This window comes from Colwellia sp. MB02u-6, from assembly GCF_014077095.1.
Classification (GTDB): domain Bacteria; phylum Pseudomonadota; class Gammaproteobacteria; order Enterobacterales; family Alteromonadaceae; genus Cognaticolwellia.
In genome coordinates this window covers 294,506-317,692 of record NZ_JACGVG010000036.1, presented here as the reverse complement: position 1 = coordinate 317,692, position 23,187 = coordinate 294,506, and the positions used below count along the sequence as shown (strand labels likewise).

General features: G+C 39.4%; 17 protein-coding genes. 10 read left to right on the top strand and 7 right to left on the bottom strand.

The genetic code is table 11. The features are described 5' to 3' along the window. Positions 1-16: 16 nt before the first annotated feature. From H4J46_RS13335 to H4J46_RS13320, 4 genes are all read right to left on the bottom strand, one after another. On the bottom strand, positions 17-3,454 hold the full coding sequence (locus tag H4J46_RS13335) for a PAS domain-containing hybrid sensor histidine kinase/response regulator (protein ID WP_182233939.1): 3,438 nt from the start codon (positions 3,452-3,454) through the stop codon (positions 17-19). A gap of 78 nt (positions 3,455-3,532) precedes the next feature. Beyond that, the gene (locus H4J46_RS13330) at positions 3,533-3,973 is read right to left on the bottom strand and encodes a hypothetical protein (RefSeq protein ID WP_182233938.1); all 441 of its coding nucleotides are present in this window, start codon (positions 3,971-3,973) and stop codon (positions 3,533-3,535) included. Between the two features lie 336 nt (positions 3,974-4,309). Next, positions 4,310-6,049 carry a sodium:solute symporter family protein gene (locus H4J46_RS13325; protein WP_182233937.1) on the bottom strand — a complete coding sequence of 580 codons (1,740 nt, stop codon included), beginning with the start codon at positions 6,047-6,049 and terminating at the stop codon, positions 4,310-4,312. Continuing rightward, positions 6,049-6,300, bottom strand: coding sequence for a DUF4212 domain-containing protein (locus H4J46_RS13320; protein WP_182234058.1), 252 nt, complete (start codon positions 6,298-6,300; stop codon positions 6,049-6,051). Before H4J46_RS13320 ends, H4J46_RS13325 begins: the two co-directional genes overlap by 1 nt. 289 nt (positions 6,301-6,589) lie before the next feature. On the opposite strand from H4J46_RS13320, the gene H4J46_RS13315 reads away from it, so the two are divergent. From H4J46_RS13315 to H4J46_RS13305, 3 genes are all read left to right on the top strand, one after another. Further along, entirely contained in the window at positions 6,590-8,431 is a 1,842-nt protein-coding gene (locus H4J46_RS13315) for a putative nucleotidyltransferase substrate binding domain-containing protein (RefSeq protein WP_182233936.1), read from the top strand. 15 nt (positions 8,432-8,446) lie between these two features. After that, the gene (locus tag H4J46_RS13310; RefSeq protein WP_182233935.1) at positions 8,447-9,145 is read left to right on the top strand and encodes an exonuclease domain-containing protein; all 699 of its coding nucleotides are present in this window, start codon (positions 8,447-8,449) and stop codon (positions 9,143-9,145) included. A gap of 234 nt (positions 9,146-9,379) precedes the next feature. Then, entirely contained in the window at positions 9,380-9,616 is a 237-nt protein-coding gene (locus tag H4J46_RS13305; RefSeq protein ID WP_182233934.1) for an RNA-binding protein, read from the top strand. 232 nt (positions 9,617-9,848) lie between these two features. On the opposite strand, the gene greB is transcribed toward H4J46_RS13305, so the two are convergent. Both greB and H4J46_RS13295 read right to left on the bottom strand, forming a co-directional pair. Continuing rightward, positions 9,849-10,322, bottom strand: coding sequence for a transcription elongation factor GreB (greB, locus tag H4J46_RS13300; protein ID WP_182233933.1), 474 nt, complete (start codon positions 10,320-10,322; stop codon positions 9,849-9,851). A gap of 610 nt (positions 10,323-10,932) precedes the next feature. Then, positions 10,933-13,821: a pitrilysin family protein gene (locus H4J46_RS13295; protein WP_182233932.1), complete on the bottom strand. Its 2,889-nt coding sequence runs from the start codon at positions 13,819-13,821 to the stop codon at positions 10,933-10,935. Positions 13,822-13,984: 163 nt separating this feature from the next. Here H4J46_RS13295 and H4J46_RS13290 point away from each other — a divergent pair, with 163 nt between their 5' ends. Next, the gene (locus H4J46_RS13290) at positions 13,985-14,815 is read left to right on the top strand and encodes an SDR family oxidoreductase (protein WP_259365840.1); all 831 of its coding nucleotides are present in this window, start codon (positions 13,985-13,987) and stop codon (positions 14,813-14,815) included. A gap of 62 nt (positions 14,816-14,877) precedes the next feature. Here H4J46_RS13290 and H4J46_RS13285 read toward each other — a convergent pair whose 3' ends face one another. Beyond that, positions 14,878-15,831, bottom strand: coding sequence for a peptidylprolyl isomerase (locus tag H4J46_RS13285; protein ID WP_259365839.1), 954 nt, complete (start codon positions 15,829-15,831; stop codon positions 14,878-14,880). Positions 15,832-16,190: 359 nt separating this feature from the next. Between H4J46_RS13285 and H4J46_RS13280 the strand changes: the two genes are divergently transcribed. From H4J46_RS13280 to spoT, 6 genes are all read left to right on the top strand, one after another. Continuing rightward, on the top strand, positions 16,191-16,901 hold the full coding sequence (locus H4J46_RS13280; RefSeq protein WP_182233931.1) for a DUF445 domain-containing protein: 711 nt from the start codon (positions 16,191-16,193) through the stop codon (positions 16,899-16,901). A gap of 479 nt (positions 16,902-17,380) precedes the next feature. Further along, positions 17,381-18,568 carry an amino acid aminotransferase gene (locus H4J46_RS13275; protein WP_182233930.1) on the top strand — a complete coding sequence of 396 codons (1,188 nt, stop codon included), beginning with the start codon at positions 17,381-17,383 and terminating at the stop codon, positions 18,566-18,568. 320 nt (positions 18,569-18,888) lie between these two features. Further along, positions 18,889-19,293 (top strand): VOC family protein, encoded by a 405-nt coding sequence (locus H4J46_RS13270; RefSeq protein WP_182233929.1) that lies wholly within the window; start codon positions 18,889-18,891, stop codon positions 19,291-19,293. Between the two features lie 604 nt (positions 19,294-19,897). Then, positions 19,898-20,521 (top strand): guanylate kinase, encoded by a 624-nt coding sequence (gene gmk / locus H4J46_RS13265; protein ID WP_182233928.1) that lies wholly within the window; start codon positions 19,898-19,900, stop codon positions 20,519-20,521. 74 nt (positions 20,522-20,595) lie between these two features. Next, positions 20,596-20,871, top strand: coding sequence for a DNA-directed RNA polymerase subunit omega (gene rpoZ / locus H4J46_RS13260; protein WP_182233927.1), 276 nt, complete (start codon positions 20,596-20,598; stop codon positions 20,869-20,871). Positions 20,872-21,081: 210 nt separating this feature from the next. Next, positions 21,082-23,187, top strand: a complete 2,106-nt coding sequence (spoT, locus tag H4J46_RS13255; RefSeq protein ID WP_182233926.1) for a bifunctional GTP diphosphokinase/guanosine-3',5'-bis pyrophosphate 3'-pyrophosphohydrolase — start codon at positions 21,082-21,084, stop codon at positions 23,185-23,187.

The window sequence follows — 23,187 nt, the reverse complement described above, 5'->3', positions numbered from 1 at the left end:
AGGTTATCATGAGTTATTAGTGCCCATACTTTTCTTGCATTTTTTTCGTTAACATCGAACTCATCATCGCTCTAAGTGTGGCAGGTTTAATCAATTTACGCATAAAACCAATATCTGCTACTAGGGCTTTTTCCTCTAGGTTACTATCTGTGGTTGCAGTAATTAACACCGCAGGCACGTAGTGTCGACTCAACTTTCTTAACTCTTTAATTAACGTGATACCGTTAAAGTCAGCGTCGAGTTGATAGTCAACTAACAGTATTTCGATATCGTTTTTGTGCTCATCAAAAATTGACAGTGCTTGATGATATGAATCCGCAGCCAATACATTGCAACCCCATACTGATAATAGCTCAACCATACCACCTAAGACATCAGGGTCATTATCGATACACATTACCGTAACATTGCTTAAACCCAAATTAACCACAGGTTTTTTGGCTACTGATTCTTGTTGTGCTCGAGTGTGTTCAACTCCAACGGTAAATTTACAACCCATATTCACTTGTGAACTCAGCGTTAAAGGGTGACCCAATAATTTAGCTAAGCTTTGGGTAATGTTTAGCCCTAAGCCTAAACCTCCTGCTGATGAACTCTGCTGATTATCTAACTGGGTAAATTGCTCAAATACCATGGTTTGTTTTTCTTCAGGAATACCTGGACCATTATCTAGCACTTGTATATCAACAATATCTCCTTTCGCTCGTGCCCCTAACAATATCTTACCTGGACTGGCATAACGAAAGGCGTTACCAATTAAATTTTGCAATATTCGGCGTAATAAATTTCGATCTGAACGTAACCACATGGAGTTACAGCGTACTCGAAACTCTACTTGATGTTCCACAGCACTGGCAGAAAACTCTTTGGCAATATCATCAAATAAAGATTTCAATGAAAAAGAGCTAATATTAAGTTTTATATTACCACTTTCAATCCGGGAGATTTCTGCTAAATCTGCCACTAGATTATTGGCTACTTTTAAAGAGTGGTCAATATTGTCTACCTGTCGTTGTTGTGTTGCCGTTAAATTGCCTTGGCTAGCTAAAGCTGAGGTAAATAGCCGCGCAGCTTCTAATGGCTGCATTAAGTCATGGCTACAAGCTTTTAAATATAAGCTTTTTTTAATATGCGACTGCTCGGCTTTTTCACGGGCTAAAGCTAAAGCATCGTTGGTTTGCTCTAATTTTTGTGTTCGCTCAAGCACCCGTGTTTCCAAATCCACATTGGCTTCAATTAAACCTCTTTCGGCTTGACGATAGACGGTAATATCAGAAAATAGCATAACAAAGCCACCACCCGGTAGCGGATTACCTTCAATACGTATGACTCTACCGTCACTATCTTCTCGTTCAGAGCTATGCGGACTGCCATTGCGTAAATGCATTAGGCGTTTACTAACTTGTTCATCAACCTTACCCACACCACATAAACCTCGACGTATGTTAAAGCGAATTAAATCACTGACAGGGCTACCTTGAAAAACCAGCTCGCTGGGGTAGTTAAATAAATCTACATACTTTTTGTTCCAGGCAACAAGGTTTAACTCACTATCAACAATGGAAATCCCTTCACTGGCATTTTCGATCGCACTTTGTAATAAATCTTGGCTATATTGTTGGCGTTGGCTCGACGCTTCTTCCACTAATACCGCCACTTCGTCTAAAGCAATATCACGACCATCCAACGCCGATGATAATACTAAACGGGCAGACGATGCCCCCATAACACTCGCCAAAGTATTTTCAGTGTGTTGCAATAATTTTTGGTTATATGTCACATTGCTCATTTGTTTTTTGTCTGTTGAACACTGAAATTGTATAAAACTAGCACTGGATTTCTCTTCACCAACAAAGCGTGAAAGTAATAGCTCAAGTTCTTGATAATTGATTTGTTTATTACGTTGTAACTGTAAAACTTTTGGCGCCTTGTATTCCATAAACAAGGATACTTGCATGCGCTCTTGTACACTTTGACGACTAACATGAGAAAGTAACCACATGGCAATAATGTTAGCTGATAATGACAGCAGACTCGCCATTGAATTAGCCGGTAGAAAGCCGCCTTCAAAGGGATTTGGATAAAGGCCAAATTGTGGCAGAAAGTTGAGTGTTAACCAAGCACCAAAACCAATCACAATTCCGCCATAAACCGCAGTTAAAGTGGCTCTACGCCAATAAAAAGCGGCGACTAATGCTGGCGTTAATTGGGCAAAAGCACCAAAGGCTATTTCACCTAAAGAACTTAAGGTATCTGGCGATGTCATCAAAAACACGCCATAACCTAATAAAATAACAAATAAAATTAATATCTTACGAATAGTTAATAATCGTAAACGGAAATTATCATAATCTGTTTCATGGTGTTTATTTGTTCGGTATAACCATGGAAAAACAATTTCATTACTGAGCATAGTACTCAAAGCAATAGAAGAAATTATTACCATAGAACTGGCAGCAGATATTGCACCCAAAAAGGTTAACAAGGTCAACCAAGGTTGTTGATGATACCAAGGTAGAAATAATACGTAAGCATCAGAGGGAACACTATCACCTAATAATAACTGTCCTGCTAGCCCTAACGGCACCGCAAAAATTGCAAATATTAATAAGTAAAGTGGAAAAATTCGACGACTAAGCCAAGTATCTTTTTCATCTTTAAGTTCAACTACCATGACTTGAAATTGTCGTGGTAATGATAAAAATGCCGCCATGGTGATCACTAGCATAGCGAACATTGACATAATATTGGGAAAGTTCAGTTGCTGTTCAAGATTGAGGATAGTTGACGATCGACGCCAAATTTCCATTGGCGAATCAAAGAGTACGTAGGTAACAAAAATACCAACGGCCGCGAAGGCAAACAGCTTAACTAAAGATTCAAAGGCTATCGCGAGCATGACACCTGGATGACGTTCAGTCACATCGATATTACGCACACCAAATACTATGGTAAAGCCGGCTAAGACTAAACTAACGATTAAACCAAAATGCCAATTAGCTAAACTCCGCTCTGCTTGCAGCTGTTGAAAAGTATAAACAATGGCTTTTAATTGCAGCGCAATATAAGGCATGGTGCCCACTAACGCGACTATGGTCACTAAAATGGCTAAGTTATGTGATTTACCAAAGCGAGCGGCTAATAAATCAGCGATCGAAGTAAGATTTAATTTTAAACTAACGCTAATAATGCGTTGAATGAAAGGCCAAGCGAATATAAAGAGTAGTATAGGCCCTAAATATATCGGTAAATGTGAAATGAAATTACTCGACGCTTGTCCAGTAGTGCCTAAAAAACTCCACGACGTACAATAAACGCCTAGGGTTAATGCATAAATTATCGCCTGGCTTTTGCGTAATAATTTATGACGGTATTTATCTCCAATATAGGCAATAAAAAACAGCAAACCTATATAAGCAAAACTTAAGCCTGCTAATTGCCAATTTGGAAACATAATATTTCTCTATAACTGATATTAATCATCTGATTATATGGGTTTATTCAGAGATGTCATTAAACTTAAAATTTAATGCTACTTCAATGTTTGAGTAGAAAACTCCGCAATATATTGACCCCCTTTGATATTAGCAATAATGCGTAATTTTTGCTTATCACCCTTGTTACTAATATTATTGCGTAAAGGTGTTGGGCTCTGCCAGTAATAGGCACTATCCATCATACCTAAAGGGTAAGCGCTGACTTGGTTGTTATTATCAACTAAAAAAAATGTTGCACTATCGAGTGGAAAAGTCGAATTTAATGTTGTGGTGCCCGCTTTATCATAAATATTGACCTCAAATGTGCCTGATTTCAAAACACACTTTTCATTGATCACATCACAAAGACCAAAGGGTACCATATTAAATACTCTTTCTTGATCTGCTTTATTTTCGATATAAAAATCTGACGCAATGTAGCCACCCAAGATAAGAAACGGTGCCACTATTAATGCTGTTCTTGTATGACGATTCATGATTATCCTTATTTTCTTTAGTATTCAAATTTAAAGGTTATTTTACAACTGTGTATCTGATACCAATCTCACTAATTACCTGATCATTTTTACTGGTTAAAATAACCAACTACTGCGTTATTTATTTAATAATTAGAATAACTAGTTATTAAAATAAATGTCTTATATTTGGCCATTTTTCCTGCGTATAAAGTAGACCACCTAATTAATGAAATTGCTATGACATCAGCTGGTTATCTAGCTTAAAGCCATCCTTAACAATAAAAGCTAAAGGCTCCACAAGTGGAGCCTTTATTTAATTGGTATTTAATTGGTATTAAATACCATCACACGCTATTAGTGATCATGTGCTGCTGAAACACCGCCATGTGGTGTACGGAAGTTCTCAACCAATTGTTGGATATGAGCTGGCGCTGGACCTGTAAATCTTAATACCGTAAATGCTACAGCAAAGTTAACAAATGCGCCGACTGAACCAAAGGCATTAGGTGAAATACCAAAGAACCAGTTAGGACCCATATCACCTAAGAAAGATGTACCTGGAATAAACATAAGGCCTTTGTGTTGGAACACATAAAGCATAGTTACACCGATACCTGAACACATACCCCATACTGCTGCGGTACCACTCATTTTCTTAGAAAATATACCCATCATTAGCGCTGGGAATATTGACGATGCAGCTAAACCAAAGGCTAGTGCAACCGTTCCTGCGGCAAAGCCAGGCGGATTTAAACCCAACCAGCCAGCGACCAGAACCGCTATTGTCATAACAATTCGACCTGCTAGTAACTCATTTTTCTCAGTTAAATCGGGCGTTAATATACCTTTCATTAAATCATGGGAAATAGATGAGGATATTGCTAATAGTAAACCGGCTGCAGTAGACAAAGCGGCAGCCAAACCACCAGCGGCAACTAATGCAATTACCCAGTTTGGTAAGTTTGCGATTGCAGGGTTAGCCAATACCATAATGTCGCGGTCAACTTTAATCATTTCATTCGTTGTTTTATCAGCGTTGTATTGTATTTTACCATCGCCGTTTTTATCTTCGAATTGTAATAAACCCGTTTTTTCCCAGTCTTTAAACCACTGAGGACGCTCAGCATATTCCATATTTTGACCGGCTGCTGGTTCGATAGTGTTCATTAAGTTCAAACGAGCCATAGCGCCAACTGCTGGAGCAACTGTGTATAACAAAGCGATAAAAACTAAAGCATAACCTGCTGATTGACGTGCTGCTTTTACTGAAGGAACAGTGAAGAAGCGCATGATAACGTGAGGTAAACCTGCGGTACCAATCATCAGTGACAAGGTATATGCGAACATATTTACTGAGCTACCCATGTTATCAGTAGTGTATTCTTTAAACCCAAGATCAGTGACTACCATGTCCAGCTTATCAAGTAAGTAAACACCACTACCATCTGCCAAGGTAGAGCCTAAGCCTAGTTGTGGAATTGGATTACCTGTTAACTGTAAAGAAATAAATACTGCTGGAATGGTGTAAGCAAAAATCAATACACAATACTGAGCAATTTGCGTGTAAGTAATACCTTTCATACCACCGAGTACCGCATAAACCCAAACAACGAACATACCGATGTAAAGGCCTAAATCATAATCAACTTCTAAGAAGCGAGAGAAAGCAACACCCACACCTTTCATTTGACCGATGATGTAAGTTAATGAAGCGATGATTAAACAAGCAACCGCAACAATACGTGCAGTTTTTGAATAATAACGATCAAAAATAAACTCAGGTACAGTAAACTTACCGTGTTTACGCATGTAAGGTGCAAGCAACATGGCTAGTAATACATAACCACCCGTCCAACCCATTAGGAATACAGAACCGCCATAACCTAAGAATGAGATCATACCCGCCATTGAAATGAATGACGCAGCACTCATCCAATCGGCACCGATAGCCATACCATTTTGCATTGGCGTAATACCACCACCAGCGACATAGAAATCACTGGTTGAAGCCGCACGCGCCCACCAAGCAATACCAAAGTAAACGGCGAAAGAACCGAACACAGCAATGTAGGTATAAAGTTTTAACTCATCCATTATGATTCCTCCACGTTATATTTTTTATCAAGGTCGTTCATTTTTTTGGTATACCAAAAAACTAAACCGACAAATGTGTAAATCGAACCTTGTTGTGCAAACCAGAAACCTAGCTTATACCCACCTAGACGTATCTCATTTAATGGTTCAACAAGCAGTAAACCAAAACCAAATGAAACTACGAACCAAATAACAAGACTTATAAATATTAGGCGCAGATTCTCTGACCAATATGTTGCATTACCTTCCATCATTCTCTCCTAGCGATTATTCCTATTAAACCTGTTTAGCTTAATAGGCACAGCGTTTTATGATTTTTATACGCTTTATACCCGTTGTTTAAAGTAAGGTTGACTATTGATTCGACCAGCTAGCACAAGCAAACGTGGATAAATGAATACTTAACCTACTCTAGGCTACACACTAACAATCTTTTTTCGACTCTCCTATTAAACTTTAGTCTAGAACACGGGTGAAATAGTTGACTTAAGGGTTACAATTCATCTAAATACACTAAGGATACTTATTGGAAATATTGCCATGGACTCAGCATTAACCGAAATCAGTGAATTTATACAAGCGATTCCTCCGATGGATTTATTGCCTAGTAATATCATTGAACAAGTCGTTAAAGAGATCAGTATTTGTTATGTGCGTAGGGGGCAGTCGCTACCTCCAGAGGGTATTGTAGCCGCGAACCTCTACATATTACGCAAAGGTGCATTAAGTTATGTCACTGAAAATAATGAGTTATTGGGGAAATATAGTGAAGGTGATATTTGTACCGCTTTTTGCCTAAATAATGATGACAAGACTAAAGTTACCTCTGATGAAGATACCTTGCTTTACAGCATCAACTACCATAACTTTCACCAGCTGGTCAGTGAATATCCCGATGTGCTGGCATTTTTTCAGCAAACATCTGAGCAACGCCTCAATAAAAAAATGTTGCAAGTTAATGAAGACGCTATTTTAAATTCTTCATTACTTAATAGCTCAATCGCTCACCTTTGTCATGACCCTGTTGTTTCCGTAAGCCCTGACACCAGTATTCAACAAGCGGCTATTTTAATGACCGAACAAGGTTTTTCATGTTTGGTTATTGTACAGAATGATCAATTACTCGGCATAGTAACCGACAAAGACATTCGTCGGCGCTGTGTGGCGCAAGGCTTAGGTATTGAGCAACCGGTTAGCGCAATCATGACCGATGACATGGCGACAATTGATATTAAAAGTACCGCCTATGACGCGTTAATGATGATGACACAAAAGCATATTCATCATTTACCTGTCACGGCCTATAGCCAACTCAAAGGCATGGTCACTGTCACTGATTTAATGAATAATGAAGGGCAAAATGCCATTAACATTACCAGCATTACTCATAAAGCAAAATCGGTCGACGAACTCATCGAAATCAGTAGCATGATACCGAAACTGCAAATTCGGATGGCAAAACTAGGCACTACCGCTGACCATGTTGGTAAAAGTATTAGTGCCATTACCATGGCGTTTACTATTCGATTAATTGAAATGGCGGAAAAATTATTAGGCCCACCACCTGTGCCTTACGCTTGGTTGGCCGCAGGCTCGCAAGGAAGACAAGAGCAATTTGCTCACTCAGATCAAGACAACGCCTTGATCATTTCAAACGAGATGCAACCACAGCATGGCTATTGGTTTAAAGATCTTGCTACTTTTGTTTCTGATGGCTTAGCCGCTTGTGGTTTTATTTACTGCCCTGGCAATGTCATGGCGACAAACCCTCAGTGGTGCCAAACACAAAAAAAATGGTCACAATATTTTGCTCAGTGGATTAACACACCAGACCCAAAAGCCTTAATGCATTGCAGCACTTTTTTTGACTTAATCACGGTTTATGGCGAGAGTAGTTTACTCGAGCAAGTTCGAGTGAAAATGTTAAAAAAAACCCAAAGTAGCACACTATTTATTGCACACTTATCGCGTAATGCTTTAAATTTAAGGCCACCACTAGGTTTTTTCCGTGATTTTGTCTTAATTCAAGATGGCGAAAATAAAGCCACACTAGATTTAAAACACAACGGCATTGCCCCAATAGTTGATCTGGCCCGTATTTATGCACTATCTGAGGGGATTTCTTCGGTCAATACCATAGAGCGGTTAAAGCAAGCAGCAGGAACACCTTCATTAACCAAAGCATCGGCAGCAAACCTTATTGACGCCTATGAATTTTTAAGTATGCTGCGCATGATGCACCAAGCCAACAAATTACAAAAAGGACAACAGCCTAATAACTACTTGTCACCTAAAGATATATCTAAACTCGAGCGTGAACACTTAAAAGATGCCTTTAAAGTGATCAAAACCCTGCAAGACAGCCGTCAGTCAACCTATTAGCGATAGCCATTTATTATGTTAAACCATCATCCATTAACTCGCTGGCTATTCGGTTACGAAGCACAACGTAAACGTATGCTAAAAAAGGCGCCTGAAGGGCCATTACGTGATTTTCTCAGCGTACCCTTTCCACCGCTTAACACTCCGTTGAATTGTATTCCAATTTTAGCGGTAGATTTTGAAACCACAGGTTTAGATGCCGTGCAAGATCAGTTACTCAGTGTCGGTTGCGTAGAATTAAACCATAATCAAATAAAGTTGGGCAGCAGTTATCACCAAATTATTAACGCTAAAGGTAGCTTAAAGGCCAATAATGTTACTATTCATCAAATTACTGACGACCAAAAAGACCAAGGCCAGCCCTTAGCTGAGGTGATAGAACAATTACTTAAGCGCCTTGCCGGCAAAGTGATGTTAGTACACTTTGCCCGTATTGAACGACAGTTTTTGCGACAAGCCTGTCTTGAACTCTATGGTATGGCGCCACCATTTCCCATCATAGACACCTTAGTGGTCGCTAAAAGGAGACTCGATAAAAGAGATCTGGCCTACGACCCTTCTGAATTAAGACTATTAGCCTTACGAGAAAAGTACGACCTACCTGAGCACTATGCGCATAATGCACTCAATGACTCTATCGCAACAGCTGAATTGCTGTTAGCGCAGTTAAGCGAAAGAAGTAAGCATTTGTCACTACAGCAATTAATTTTATAAGCTGAGCATTAACCTATTTGCTAGAGAAATAGCCGCTATTATTGAGATACTTAAGGTGCTGAAAAATAACTTTGCCACACCGTGGCGCATATATCTACTGCATTTTAATAGACAGATTGTGCACGTTGAGCAAGGCTATGCGGCTAAGTTATTTTAGTCAAATGCAGAAAATAGCTTGGTCTATGGTCAAACTATGAGATAATTATGGTCGCAATCACATACCTATGGTCAATTATGAAACTTTTAGTTCGCAACCTTTCTCGTACGACAACCGAACAGGAACTCCGTATTTTATTTTCTGCTCATGGTACTGTCACTGAATGTAACTTAGTTTTAGACCAAGAAACGGCCAAATCAAAAGGTTTTGCTTTTGTTGTAATGCCTGATGAAAAAGAAGCAAAACTAGCCTTGTCTAATTTACATGAAAGCAAAATCGCAAAAAATAAAATTCGTGTGAAAATCGCGCAATAATTTTAGCCAAACAATAGAAAAAAAAGCCAGCTAGATGCTGGCTTTTTTGTCATTAAATAAAACTAAAGCTCGTTAATACTTACAGAGTGACCATGCAGCTATTATTATGATATTTTTTTATTTGTTAGCTTGTGCTGTTTGTCATAGCCTGATGACTTAACCTTTCATTTTAATAACGCTTAATACCTAAGTTGAGTTTGTAAGTGTAACGCTAGTGAATTATTTGTACCTATTATTGCTCATACTGAATATCACTAACGTACCAAATTTTTTCACCTGTTGGCGTCTTCACCACCACTTCGTCATCAACGGCTTTTTTTAAGCAAGCGCGTGAAATAGGGGAGTCGATTGAAGAAAAATCGTTGCGGCCATAGATCTCTTCTGGGCCGACAATACGAAACTTTAGCGTTTCATTATCGTCATTGTTTAAACTCACCCAAGCGCCAAAAAATACTTTACCTTCTTGCTGTGGTCCGTAATCCACAATCTTTAACTCTTCAAGTATTTTGCGAAGATAGCGCACACGGCGGTCTATCTCACGCAGGCGTTTTTTGTTGTACTGATAGTCAGCATTTTCACTGCGATCACCTAAACTTGCCGCCCACGATACTTTACGAGTTGTTTCAGGACGGTCTTCACGCCACAGTTTATTTAACTCTTGTTGTAATAAAACATAACCCGCTCGGGTGATTAATTTTGTTTTCATAACTTGTACTATCGTTTCAATAATTGGCGATGAAGAGTGGTTAGTTGCAAAAAATCAAACACTCATTTACCCGTCATAATATCGTGAAACACCTTGTTAGGCTAGTGATGCCAATTAGCCTAACTTATGAAGCCATTGAGTATAATTGCTGCTTGATAACAAGCGAGTGTATGAACAGCAAGGTATTGTTGATAAAGTCAAAAGGGCACTAAGATATTGAGTTTGCTATGGCTTTAAAATGAAAAATACCGCGAGGTTACGCGGTATTTTATCTTACTTTGGTTCTAATGGTTTGGTCTTACAGTTTCGGCTATGTTTGCTGTGGAATGATCTGAATTTCAACCCGGCGATTAAGTGCGCGGCCATTAGCCTTCATGTTATCAGCCACGGAGCGAGATTCACCATAACCTATGGTTTTTAAAAGACTAGCAACAATATCTTGCTTGGTTAGATATTGCTTAACACTGCTAGTTAGAGGAGGTTTGAGAGCGGTCTGAGTATAAAAACACCACGGCTAGCGTGATGTTTTATTTAAATAACTGATGATGTTAACGTGCAAAGTAGGCGTGTAAAATGAAGGTATAAAGTTAGCTTTATACCTTACATAGCCCTATTGAAATACCGTATCAACAGCGATCACGTCAACATTTTTACTGGCTAACTTCAGTTTATAGCTTTCGATAATTTTATCGCTGGCTAATAACTCAGCTGGTTTTTCAGCATTATATTTCAATGATGAAACTTGCTCCGACAACAAGCGTTTTTTCATGTCTTCACCGTCACCTGAAATAAAGACATAGTGAATATTATCAGTTTGTAAGTTTTCTTTAATTACTCGATTGACATCGGCTAAGGATAATTTAGCAAATTGCCCACGTACATAGTTAACAAATTCTTCGGTTTGATAAAACTCACTATCAAGGGCATAACCTAGTTGCTGATCTTGGCTCGCTACTAGTTGTGGCGCATAGTTAGTTAAATAATTACGCGTGGCTTGAAAGTCTTTTTCGCTCATACCCTTTTTAATTAGCTTATCTAATTCGTATAACGCGGCCCGGGTCGCAAAATGGGCGTCATTATTCGAACGTAATGGTCGCAGCCAGACTTGAAATATTTGACTAGAACGGCCTAAGTTTGCATCTGGCTTAGTTTGGTACATGCCACGTGGGAAATATTCGATATATGAATAATCACCGTAGTTCATACCACGTGCTTGACGTATTTGTTGATACAAGTAGCTATTTGAACTTCTGTGTTCACCAAAGTATGAACGCACTAACCATAGCGCAACCCAATCTTGGTCATTACGAATAGTATCAATTGGAAAACCGAATGAAACCGCGGTTGATTGCGCATTTTTTTCAACTATGGTTGCATGATGACCTCTTAACACCGGCGCTTTTGCAATGCTTAAACGTTTTTCATCACCCACAGGTAAGGTCGAAAAATCACTCAATAATTGGCTTTTTAAACCACTTGGCAGTGCGCCCGTTATACCCACATGCAATTTAGCCTGCGTAAGTTGTGCGCGATAAAAAGCCTGCACATCATCAAGGGTAATCGCTGCTAAATCAGATAAGTCGCCGCTATTATAATGCTCGTAAGCGTGACCTTGATAAAGTTCGCTATAAAGCACTTCTTTACCCAACTCTTCATCATTAGACGATTTAAGTCCTGATTTAATCCCGTCAATTAACTCTTTTTTCAGACGTTTAAAGTCATCTTTGCGCCAGCCTGGGTTAAGTAATTGATCACTGATTAATTGATACCAGGGTTCAGCATTGTCCTTATGCACACGGCCAGTAAACGACATCATTTCTTTATCTATCTGAGACGAAAACTGTCCAGCTAATGGATATAAACCTTGTTGTATAGCTTTATAGCTACGTGTTTTTGAGCCACCTCGGGTCAACATGCTTGCCATTAATGCCGCAACGCCTTTTTTATCGGCGGGATCAGCAGCGGCACCGGTATAAAACAAAAAGTTAACATCAATCAATGGTGAGTCATTGGTATTATCTAATAGCGCAAATTGTGCTTTACTCGCTGGCGTTTTTTTCGCTTCACGTTTTGTCACCGCAGCGTTTAAAGCAACTTCTTGCTCAAATCCCGTCACTTTATCTAATGCCGATAACGTAACCGTTGTCCGGTTATCATCAATAAAATATTTATTAGCGATACGCTTAATATCGTCAGCAGAGATATTATCGAAGCTGTTATAAAGATGATTAATCGTTTCAGGGTCGCGATCAAAGTGCATGTAGCTTGCTAGGGTTGAAGCAATTGACTCTGAAGAGTCTAAGCTATTGATGAAACTATATTTTAAGTTTGATTTTAAATTATCAAGCTTTTCTATTGAGACTAATTCAGTACGCGCTTGCGCGTAGGTTTGATTGATGGCATCACGCACAATCGCTAAATCTTTTTCTTCGTTCACTTTAATAAAAACGTGACGTAAACCGGCATCTTTTGTCGCTGGATTGTAGTTAAACATTTGGCTTGCCAATTGCTTGTCAACCACGAGTTCTTGATACAAGGCTGAGTTATTGGAAAAGTATAATTCAGAGATTAAATCTAATGCCGCACGATCTTTTTTCTTTGGTTGCCAATCAGTCCCTTTATACGACACTAATAACCAATGGCCCGGTAAACCGTCAAATTTTTCATGGATATATTTCGCTGCTAGTTGTTTTGGCTCTGGTGTAATGTCATTAACAAAATCTCCTCTTTGCCAATTACCCCAATGTTTTTCTACCATTGCCATAGTCGCTGTGGGCTCGACATCGCCAACAATGACTAACGAAACATATTCGGGCTTATAAAACTGTTTAAAGAATTTTTCGCCATAAGCAATTTGCTCAGGCATAGCTTCCACGTCTTCAAAAAAACCCATGGTAGTATGTTTATAAGTATGGCTGTCAAAGGCCTCTTTACGCACAGCAGCGAGTAATTTACGCACAGGACTGGCATTATTTTTTAAGTATTCACCTTTAACTGTTAATGCTTCGGTTTTAAATTGTGCTTCTGTGTAAGTCAGGTTTTTAAAATGATCTGCTTGAATCTCTAATACTTTATCTAAGTGATTTTTAGAGAAATCTAAATGATAGTTGGTGTAATCGTTGGTGGTGTAGGCACCATTATCAACACCAGCATTTTTAAATAAATCAGCATAAATCGCCTGTGGGAATTTTTCTGAGCCTTTGAACATCATGTGTTCGAAAAAATGTGCAAAGCCAGTTCTACCCACTTCGTCTTCATCACGAGAGCCAACTGAAACCGGAATTTGTACAGAAATCAGATCAGGATAATCGGTTTTTACAATCAGCACGCGTAAGCCATTGTCTAATTCTTTAAAAACATAATTTTGACTGAATACTTTATTGGTATTGGTGGCAACGGCGGCACTTTGTGGTGTTGAATTTTGGTTAGTTTGGGTGGCTATGCAAGCCGAAAGCGTCAAGCTGGCTACAATGGCCACTGCTAAATCTTTTATTTTCATTATCAATCCCTTTGTTGTTATGCTGATATCTTATGAAATTGATGATATTTTTTCACTATTTTCAGCTTAAATTTAGCCAATAGTCTGTAAAAAAATACATACATCACCAATGCCACCAAAAAAATTAAGCAATAATGCCGTCGCGACAAAAAGAGAACTGAGCATGATGAATAATAATTTTATAGATAAAACCGTTATCATTACTGGCGCATCTGCTGGTGTGGGTGCTGCAACGGCAAGAACTTTTGCCCACTTAGGGGCCAATTTAGTCTTAGTGGCTCGTGGACAAACCGCATTAGATAAAATTACTGAAGAGCTAGCAAGGATAACATCGGTCATCAATATTGCTATGGATATTAACGACCCCACAGCTAATGAAAGTCTGTTGATAAAAGCTGCACAGGCTTTTGGCTCGGTTGATGTTTTGATCAACAATGCTGGTTTTCATCAACGTGGTGAGGTAGAAGGAAACCACGCAAATGATCTGGCAAAAATGGTCGATGTTAACTTACGTGCGCCCATTCAATTGTCGTGCTTAATCTTGCCGTATTTACGCAAAGCGGGTGGCGGTGCAATAATTAATGTTGGTTCGCTTGCCGGTAGAACGCCGTTGCAGGGCGCGGCAACTTATGCGGCAACAAAAGCAGGCTTGCGAGCATTTACTTACTCGTTAGCCGATGAACTAAAAGGGACAGGGATTTATGTTGGTGTGGTTTCACCGGGGCCTATTGATACCGGTTTTATTATGTCAGAAATAGATCAGGTAGAAGACATAGTATTCTCACAAGCTATGAGTAGTGCCCAACAAGTTGCCGATGCTGTTGTTAGTATTGCTCGTGGTGAAGCAACTGAAATATCGTTACCCAGAGCCAGTGGTTGGTTAACAACCGTGTCTTATCTTTTTCCGACACTGCGAAGAGTATTACGACCAGCACTTTATCGCAAAGGCCGCAAAGCGAAAGAGCAATATAAGCAAGATAACACTAAGGCTTAATATAAAACTATAATTAGTCGTACTATTGAGCTACTTTGCAGTCTTATTCAATGAAGGTAGCGTTATTGAGCGAGTAAGCGGGTTAACACTGGCGTTTGACAGACATCAAGTACTGCCGGTGGTTTTTTAAAAAAGAAAGTATTGTCACGTTTAACTCGCTCGGTTAATTTAGTGGCAAACAATTTACTTTCGGTATTTTTCACCGCTAAATGAATTTGTTTCGCTGGTGAGACATCTGCCATCATTTGCATCGACACAATGGGCGTATAATCAGCACTTGCCACTTCAGTTTCACCTTCAATGGTGGCGGTGCGTGTTATTGCTTGCACATGATTCATGCCATAAATAACGCGACCAAATATGCTCATAATACGATCTAAATATCTTGGTGCTTGACCATTAGTAATATAAAAATGACTAGAGCCTGAATTGGCCTCGTTACCACGTGCCATGGCAATAATGCCGGGACAATGTGTTAACCAAGCACTACCTTCGCTAGGGTTATGAGCCAGTGCAAAACCGTCTTTAAAGCCAGTTTTTTCGGCGAATAAATCCTTGTTTTGCACTAAGGTAAACTGCCAGTCTTTATCGGTTGGCCATTCGCCTTCAAGTGCTAACAAAGGTATTGAGCTATCAAGGCTGCTGTCTTCCTCAGGGCCAGCCTGAGCAACAAACCCATCAATAACCCGATAAAACTTGGTGCCATCGTAATAACCAGCCTGGGTTAAGCGCATAAATTGTTCAACATGCCTTGGCGAAAACTGCGGCGCTAACTCAATCACGACTTCACCGTAAGGTAAGTTTAACAACACCATGTTTTTAATAGCGACTGTTCGCCATTCATCTTGATTATTAGCCGGTTGACCAGCGACGGGTATTACTATGTGTTCTTTAACCTCTTGTTTGGCATTTACTGAGGTACTTAATGCTAGGGTGCTTAATATTATGAGACTTAACAACAAAGTTAAGTGGTAAAAAATTATCAGCGGGCTTAAAAACATTTTACAAAATTTCATGAAATCCCTTTTTCATTTTTTATTTAAGGTTATCTAACCATGTGATTTATTGTTTAATATTTCACCATGAATTGTAAACCAAAACATAAAATTTACCACCAGTCTTTAGCAAAAGTAATATCAAATAAATGAATTATTGGCGCAACAGCAGGCAATTGATATCATATAGCAATAGCCAGAGGACTCATTATTTCCCCATTTAAAAGGGTTAAAATAAAAAATGACTGTGTTATAAAATTTATAAGTAGCATAACGAGTTACTAAAATTTATATTTTATATTGAGCTATTTTCCTTATGAAAAGTAACCCACTTAATTAATCAAATAGTTATAACTGACCTTAACATTGACGGAGTTTTTGTGAATAAAAGTTTTATCACCAACTTTTTAGCCTTAATCGCTATTATTATTGGCTATACTGTCAGCAACCATATTATTTTTACCCTAGGTTTATTTGCCTTGTCGGGTGCAATAACCAATTGGCTTGCTATACACATGTTGTTTGAACGTGTGCCTTTTTTGTACGGCTCAGGGGTTATTCCCGCGCGCTTTGAAGACTTTAAAATTTCCATTCGCGCTTTAATGATGGAGCAATTTTTTACTGAAGAAAATATTGACCGTTTTTTAGCCGGCAACAACAACCCAGCGACGGCAATTAATCTTGCCCCCGTTATTAATAAAGTCGACTTATCACCTGCCTTTGATAATTTAGTCATTGTTATTGAACAGTCTTCTTTTGGTGGCATGTTAGCTATGGTAGGTGGCACTGAGGCACTACAACCTATGCGAGAGCCCTTTATTGAAAAAATGCGCGCATCGGTCATTGAAATTAGCCAAAGTGAAGAATTTAATACCATTTTGCGGGAAGAGCTAGAACAACCTAGCATCATGGCCGGCATGCGCGATAAGGTAAGCGATATTATTGAAAAGCGCCTTAATGAATTAACGCCACAACTCGTCAAAGAAATTGTGCAAAAAATGATCCAAGAGCACTTAGGTTGGCTAGTGGTTTGGGGGGGCGTATTTGGTGGTATTATTGGCTTTATTGCCGCCATGGCAACTAAGTTCTAAAGCATGTGCTTTGCTCATCAGCAGTCAATAACCACATAATTGTTACTGACTGCTTCACTCTAGCCTGCTAGTTTATCACTTAGGTCGCTTGCAAACGCATTCACCAGTTTTTCAACAAGTTAATGTTGCTAATGAACTAGCTTAATTACAAAGTTAAAAAAGTCACTAAAACTTTCATTATATGAAATTTTCTCTCGTCTAGCGCTTAAATCTAAGCTGATAAATAGATAAATAAAATTTTGCAGTAAGCACAATTGATTCAAGCCCCTAACTATATTTGTTTATTAATTAATCGGCGATAACTATCCGTTATCAACAAGATTTTTTTTGGCTATTTACGGTGGAGCTTTTTAATCTTTATGCTTTAATTTTCGCCTGATAGCCGTTATGCTAGCGCTTTAATAACAGGGATTAATGCCACAACTCCAAGCTCGGAGTTCAACCGCTCAGCTCCCTCTCTTGTAAAAGGTACACCCAAAATGTTTGGTCGCTTATCAGCGTTGCCTGCCGATCCTATTTTAGGCTTGTTGGCTAAATATCGTGAAGATTCAAATCCTAAAAAAATCGATTTAGGTGTTGGCGTTTACAAAAATGAAGCCGGTCACACGGCAGTTTTAAAATGTGTAAAAGTGGCTGAAAAACATCGCCTCGATACTGAAGATACCAAGGTTTATATTGGTCCAACAGGTTCAGCACTTTTTAACGAAGAAATGGCTAAATTAATTTTTGGTCATCATAAAGTGTTGCTAGAAAATCGTGCACGCACCATTTCTACTCCGGGTGGTACAGGGGCATTACGTGTAGCGGCTGAGTTTATTAATTCATGTAAAGCGGGTGCAACTATTTGGGTCAGTAACCCAACATGGGCGAATCATACTGGTGTATTTCAAGCCGCAGGGTTAAATGTTAAAACTTATCCCTATTATGACTATGAAAACAAAACCCTTGATTTTGATGGCATGCTAGCGGCATTAAAAGAAGTTAAAGCTGATGATACGGTATTACTACATGCTTGTTGTCATAACCCAAGTGGTATGGACTTAAGCAACGAGCAATGGCAACAAATTGTTGAAGTGGCAAAAGATATTGGCTTTTTACCGCTCATTGATATGGCTTACCAAGGTTTTGGTGAAGGCTTAGACGAAGACGCTTACGGTCTAAGATTAATGGCTGATAGCGTTAAAGAAATGATCGTTTGTAGCTCATGTTCAAAAAACTTTGGTTTGTATCGTGAACGTATTGGCGCTTGTTCTATTATTGGTGAAAGCTCACACAGTGTTGATATCGCTAATTCAGTATTACTCAGTGTTGTGCGCTGTATTTATTCAATGCCGCCAGCACATGGTGCGGCATTAGTAGAAACTATTCTCCATTCAGACGAGTTACGCGCCCAATGGCACAGTGAGCTACAAGAAATGCGTGACCGCATTAACGGCAATCGCCAGCTACTAGTGGATAAACTTATTGAAAATGGCGTAACGCGCGACTTCAGCTTTATTCCACGTCAAAAAGGCATGTTTTCTTTTTTAGGCATAACCCCTGAGCAAGTACAACAACTGCAAGACGAGTACAGTATTTATATGGTGGGTTCAAGCCGTATGAGTATTGCTGGCATTGCTAATCGCAACGTTGACTACTTAGCGCAATCAATCGCGAAAGTGCTATAAGTTATCATTAAAGAACTCCATGCATTAACATAATGTGTGGAGTTATTTTCGATTTTACTTGCAACCAACGTCTAGCATAACGCCCAAAGATAACTGCATTTTTAAACATTTCTTGCCAAGTACTTTTCAAATTTATCTCATCTCCTTAACAAACAACGGCACTAAGCTAAAGTTAATTTCAGCATCAGCATATTTAAAAAATAAAAATAAAAAAGAGAATGAGTATATAATGTGTTAAGCCAGAAAAATTATGGCGTCATGAAAAACCTAACATGAGTCTAAGGCAATGAGTGCCGCAAGTTTTAGCAAAGGATATATTGATGATTAAACCCAAAGCAATAGATCATATCGTATTACGCACAGTACAATATCAGGCGCTTATTAACTTCTACTGCGAGGTCTTAGGTTGTGTTATAGAACGCACATTGCCAGACGAGATCGGTTTAACTCAACTCCGTGCCGGCTCTGCTCTTATCGATATAGTTGATGTAAATGCCACCTTAGGTAAAGCTGGCGGTCATGCGCCACAAGCCACCGGCAATAACCTTGAGCACTTCTGCCTGCAAATAGAAAAATTTGATGAAAACGAATTAAAATCTTATCTCCAAGCTAAGGGGGTCGAGGTGGGTGAGTTTGAAGAAAGATATGGGGCGCAAGGTATGGGCCGTTCACTCTATTTAAAAGATATTGCCGGTAATAACATTGAATTGTGTGCCGCTATATAAAATAAAGAGTCAAGAGACATTAAGCTTCAGGAACTAGCCACTGCTGAATCGATGTTGACCACTTTAAAAAATATAATGCTCATTAAGGTCACCAATAAGGTGATGTGGTTTTACGTAAAATAGCTCAAACCATTATAACGGTGCTATTTCTCGCTGTGGTGGAAAAGCGTTTTATTTTTACTTTCCTGTGGTCATCAAAGGTACATCCTTAAACTTGCTGGCTATTGAACATCGCGTGGTGAGCACGGTTGGCCATGTTTCGGTAAATATTGGCGCTATACAAATCATTCCTTATAAAAATACCAGCATTGAGCAAATTATACAGTAAGCTGATGAAAGCTTATATTTAGTTGAAAAAGACACTCAAAATGTTTTTAAGCTGCTCGAACTTGATCAAAGCAAGCAGTAAACACCTTTCGACATTGCCTGATTCAATCAAAAAACATTAGGTATCGCCAAGACAAATTAATGGGAAACCCGCCAGATTTTAGTTATAGTGCGCATCATTAACACTGACTACGCCAATTGAAATAGTGCGCAATTCATGACAGTAATTGGCCTTACTATTAGTAGCTGTTATTTACTCAGCTAGCAAGGATAAATTGTGACAACTAAAGGCAACCTTTTCATTCTATCTGCCCCTAGTGGCGCAGGTAAATCGAGTTTAATTTCCGCTTTACTTAAACAAACATCAGCAAGACCCATGCAAGTGTCTGTTTCGCACACAACGCGCGATCCTCGTCCCGGTGAAACCGACGGTCAACACTATCACTTTGTTAGCCAAGAGCAATTTAAGCGTGCCATTGCGGATAAACACTTTTACGAATACGCCGCCGTGTTTGGTAACTTCTATGGCACCAGTGAAATAGCGATAGATCAACAGCTTGCGCAAGGCATTGATGTTTTTCTTGATATTGACTGGCAAGGTGCACAGCAAGTTAGAATAAAGAAACCGGATGTAACCACCATCTTTATTAGCCCACCATCAAAACAAGCATTAGAAGAGCGCTTGCGTGGCCGTGGCCAAGACAGTGAAGAGGTTATTCAAGCACGTATGGCGCAAGCAAAAGCAGAATGTTCACACTATCAAGAATTTGATTACATTATTATCAATGATGATTTTCAGCAAGCCTTAACGGACCTGGCCACAGTAGTGAACAATCAGCGTTTAAAGCGTGGTCAACAAGTTTGTCAGCATCAAGGCTTATTTGCAGAATTATTAGCGTAGAGCGCTTGCTTACTTACCCTTAGATCAAGTAAACTACGCGACTATTTTATAAATTTAATTGCTGGAGTGACCAAATGGCTCGCGTAACTGTTGAAGATGCCGTAGAAAAAGTCGGTAATCGTTTTGATTTGGTGCTAATTGCATCTCGTCGTGCTCGTCAAATTGCTACGGGCGGAAAAGATCCATTGGTTGATCCTGAAAATGACAAACCAACAGTAATAGCTTTGCGTGAAATCGAAGCCGGTCTTGTCACCACTGCAGTAATGGACAAGTCTGATCGTCATGAACAAGTACAACAAGATGATGAAGAATTAGACAAGATTGCAGCCATTGTTGGTGGCAATCAATAATACTCGCTTACGTTTAACGTTAGTTGCGACATAAAAAACGCGTAAATTACCTCATAGTAATTTACGCGTTTTTTATTATCTGTTAGGTTTAAGTAAATTAATAATAAAAATTCGTGCTAGTGCGCTTAAACATTGGCATAGCGGCAAAATAATCGTATTCTAAACTTATCGCTAAAAGCTGAACCACTCTCATCATTAAGGAATTACTGAGTGTACCTTTTTGAACCACTAAAAAAACACGTATCAAGTTATCTATCCAAGGTACAAATTGACCTACTAAAGCAGGCCTATATTGTTGCGCGTGAAGCACATGATGGCCAAATGCGCTCAAGTGGTGAGCCCTATATAACGCACCCAGTGGCAGTTGCACTTAATCTCGCGAAAATGCATTTAGATCACGAAACCTTAATGGCCGCTTTGCTACATGACGTGATTGAAGATACCGCGACTACTAAAGACCAGTTAGCCGAATTATTTGGCCATACGGTGGCAGAGCTGGTTGAAGGTGTTAGTAAACTCGACAAGCTCAAATTTGATAATAAAGAAGAAATGCAAGCAGAGAACTTTCGCAAAATGGTTTTGGCCATGGTGCAAGATATTCGTGTTATTTTAATCAAACTTGCCGATCGTACCCATAACATGCGAACTTTAGGGGCATTGCGACCTGATAAACGTCGACGAATAGCCCGTGAAACATTAGATATCTATGCGCCAATCGCCAATCGCTTGGGTATTCATGACATTAAAAATGAGCTGGAGGCTTTAGGCTTTGAAGCCCTCTATCCGATGCGCTCACGAGCATTAAAGTCAGCGGTAAAACAAGCACGTGGCAACCGTAAAGAAATTATCAACAATATTCAAGCAGAGTTGACCAGCCGCCTAGCGGAAAATGGCATTAAAGCTCAAGTTATTGGCCGAGAAAAACACCTTTATTCCATCTATAAAAAAATGCAAAATAAAGAATTAATGTTCAATGAAGTCATGGACATTTATGCCTTTAGAATTATTGTTGGTGACAAAATTGATGACTGCTATCGCGCTTTAGGCGCCGCCCATAATTTGTATAAACCCATTGAATCACGCTTTAAAGATTATGTTGCCATCCCAAAAACTAACGGCTATCAATCACTGCATACGTCTTTAATTGGCCCTCATGGTATTCCTGTTGAAATTCAAATTCGTACCCACGATATGGATCAAATGGCCGATAAAGGTGTTGCCGCACACTGGTTATATAAACAAGACGGCAAAGACACCGGCACTACAGCGCAAATGAAAGCACGTCGCTGGATGCAAAGTTTATTAGAATTACAACAAAGTGCGGGTAGCTCATTTGAGTTTATCGAAAATGTAAAATCAGATCTTTTTCCAGAAGAAATTTATGTTTTTACTCCCGATGGCCGTATTATCGAATTGCCTATGGGGGCAACAGCGGTCGATTTTGCTTATGCAGTGCATACTGACGTTGGTAATTCATGCGTTGGCGTAAAAGTCGAACGTAAACCCTATCCATTAAGCCAAGCCTTAGATTCAGGCCAGACTATCGAAGTGGTGACCTCTTCTGCTGCCCGACCTAACGCGACTTGGCTTAACTTTGTCGTTACCGCAAAAGCACGCTTACAAATTCGCACTTACTTGCGCTCACAAGAAAAAACTGAGTCTCTTGCTTTAGGTCGACGCTTACTAAGTCACGCTCTTGGCACAACAAAACTCGCAGATATTGCCGCAGAAAAACTGTGCCAAGTGGTTAAAGACACCGGCAATAAAACCACTGAAGAATTATTGATCAATATAGGTCTTGGTAATGCATTAAGTATAGGTATCGCTAAACGTTTAAAAGACGAATTTACTGACGAGTCTGATATACAACCAAAGACTAAAAATAAGATGCCGATTAAAGGCACTGAAGGTATGATGGTCAGTTATGGTAAGTGCTGTAGACCTATTCCTGGTGATTCTATTCTGGCTTATTTAAGCCCTGGTAAAGGCCTAATGGTACACCAACATGGTTGTAGAAATAATAAAGGTCATGAACAAGGTAGTTTGTTCCCGGTCCGATGGGATACAGATATTGACCGCGATTTTATTGCCAAATTACGTATCGATATTCTCAATCATAAAGGTGCACTTGCCGCCTTAACCAATGTTGTTGCCCGTTGTGGCTCAAATGTTCACACACTAAATTCTGGTGAGAAAGAGTCCGGACTGTACCTGATTGATATAGAAATCACCTGTCGGAACAGGGTTCACCTTGCCAAAATTATCCGAAAAATTAAAGTCATGGGCGACGTTCAACGCGTTGTGCGTAACAAATAG

Coding starts and splice junctions, on each gene's coding strand:
- H4J46_RS13275 (WP_182233930.1), top strand. CDS start 17,381: ATGTTTGGTCGCTTATCAGCGTTGCCTGCCGATCCTATTTTAGGCTTG.
- H4J46_RS13290 (WP_259365840.1), top strand. CDS start 13,985: ATGATGAATAATAATTTTATAGATAAAACCGTTATCATTACTGGCGCA.
- H4J46_RS13310 (WP_182233935.1), top strand. CDS start 8,447: ATGTTAAACCATCATCCATTAACTCGCTGGCTATTCGGTTACGAAGCA.
- H4J46_RS13320 (WP_182234058.1), bottom strand. CDS start 6,300: ATGGAAGGTAATGCAACATATTGGTCAGAGAATCTGCGCCTAATATTT.
- H4J46_RS13295 (WP_182233932.1), bottom strand. CDS start 13,821: ATGAAAATAAAAGATTTAGCAGTGGCCATTGTAGCCAGCTTGACGCTT.
- H4J46_RS13315 (WP_182233936.1), top strand. CDS start 6,590: ATGGACTCAGCATTAACCGAAATCAGTGAATTTATACAAGCGATTCCT.
- rpoZ (WP_182233927.1), top strand. CDS start 20,596: ATGGCTCGCGTAACTGTTGAAGATGCCGTAGAAAAAGTCGGTAATCGT.
- greB (WP_182233933.1), bottom strand. CDS start 10,322: ATGAAAACAAAATTAATCACCCGAGCGGGTTATGTTTTATTACAACAA.
- H4J46_RS13305 (WP_182233934.1), top strand. CDS start 9,380: ATGAAACTTTTAGTTCGCAACCTTTCTCGTACGACAACCGAACAGGAA.
- H4J46_RS13285 (WP_259365839.1), bottom strand. CDS start 15,831: ATGAAATTTTGTAAAATGTTTTTAAGCCCGCTGATAATTTTTTACCAC.
- H4J46_RS13330 (WP_182233938.1), bottom strand. CDS start 3,973: ATGAATCGTCATACAAGAACAGCATTAATAGTGGCACCGTTTCTTATC.
- H4J46_RS13270 (WP_182233929.1), top strand. CDS start 18,889: ATGATTAAACCCAAAGCAATAGATCATATCGTATTACGCACAGTACAA.
- H4J46_RS13325 (WP_182233937.1), bottom strand. CDS start 6,049: ATGGATGAGTTAAAACTTTATACCTACATTGCTGTGTTCGGTTCTTTC.
- H4J46_RS13335 (WP_182233939.1), bottom strand. CDS start 3,454: ATGTTTCCAAATTGGCAATTAGCAGGCTTAAGTTTTGCTTATATAGGT.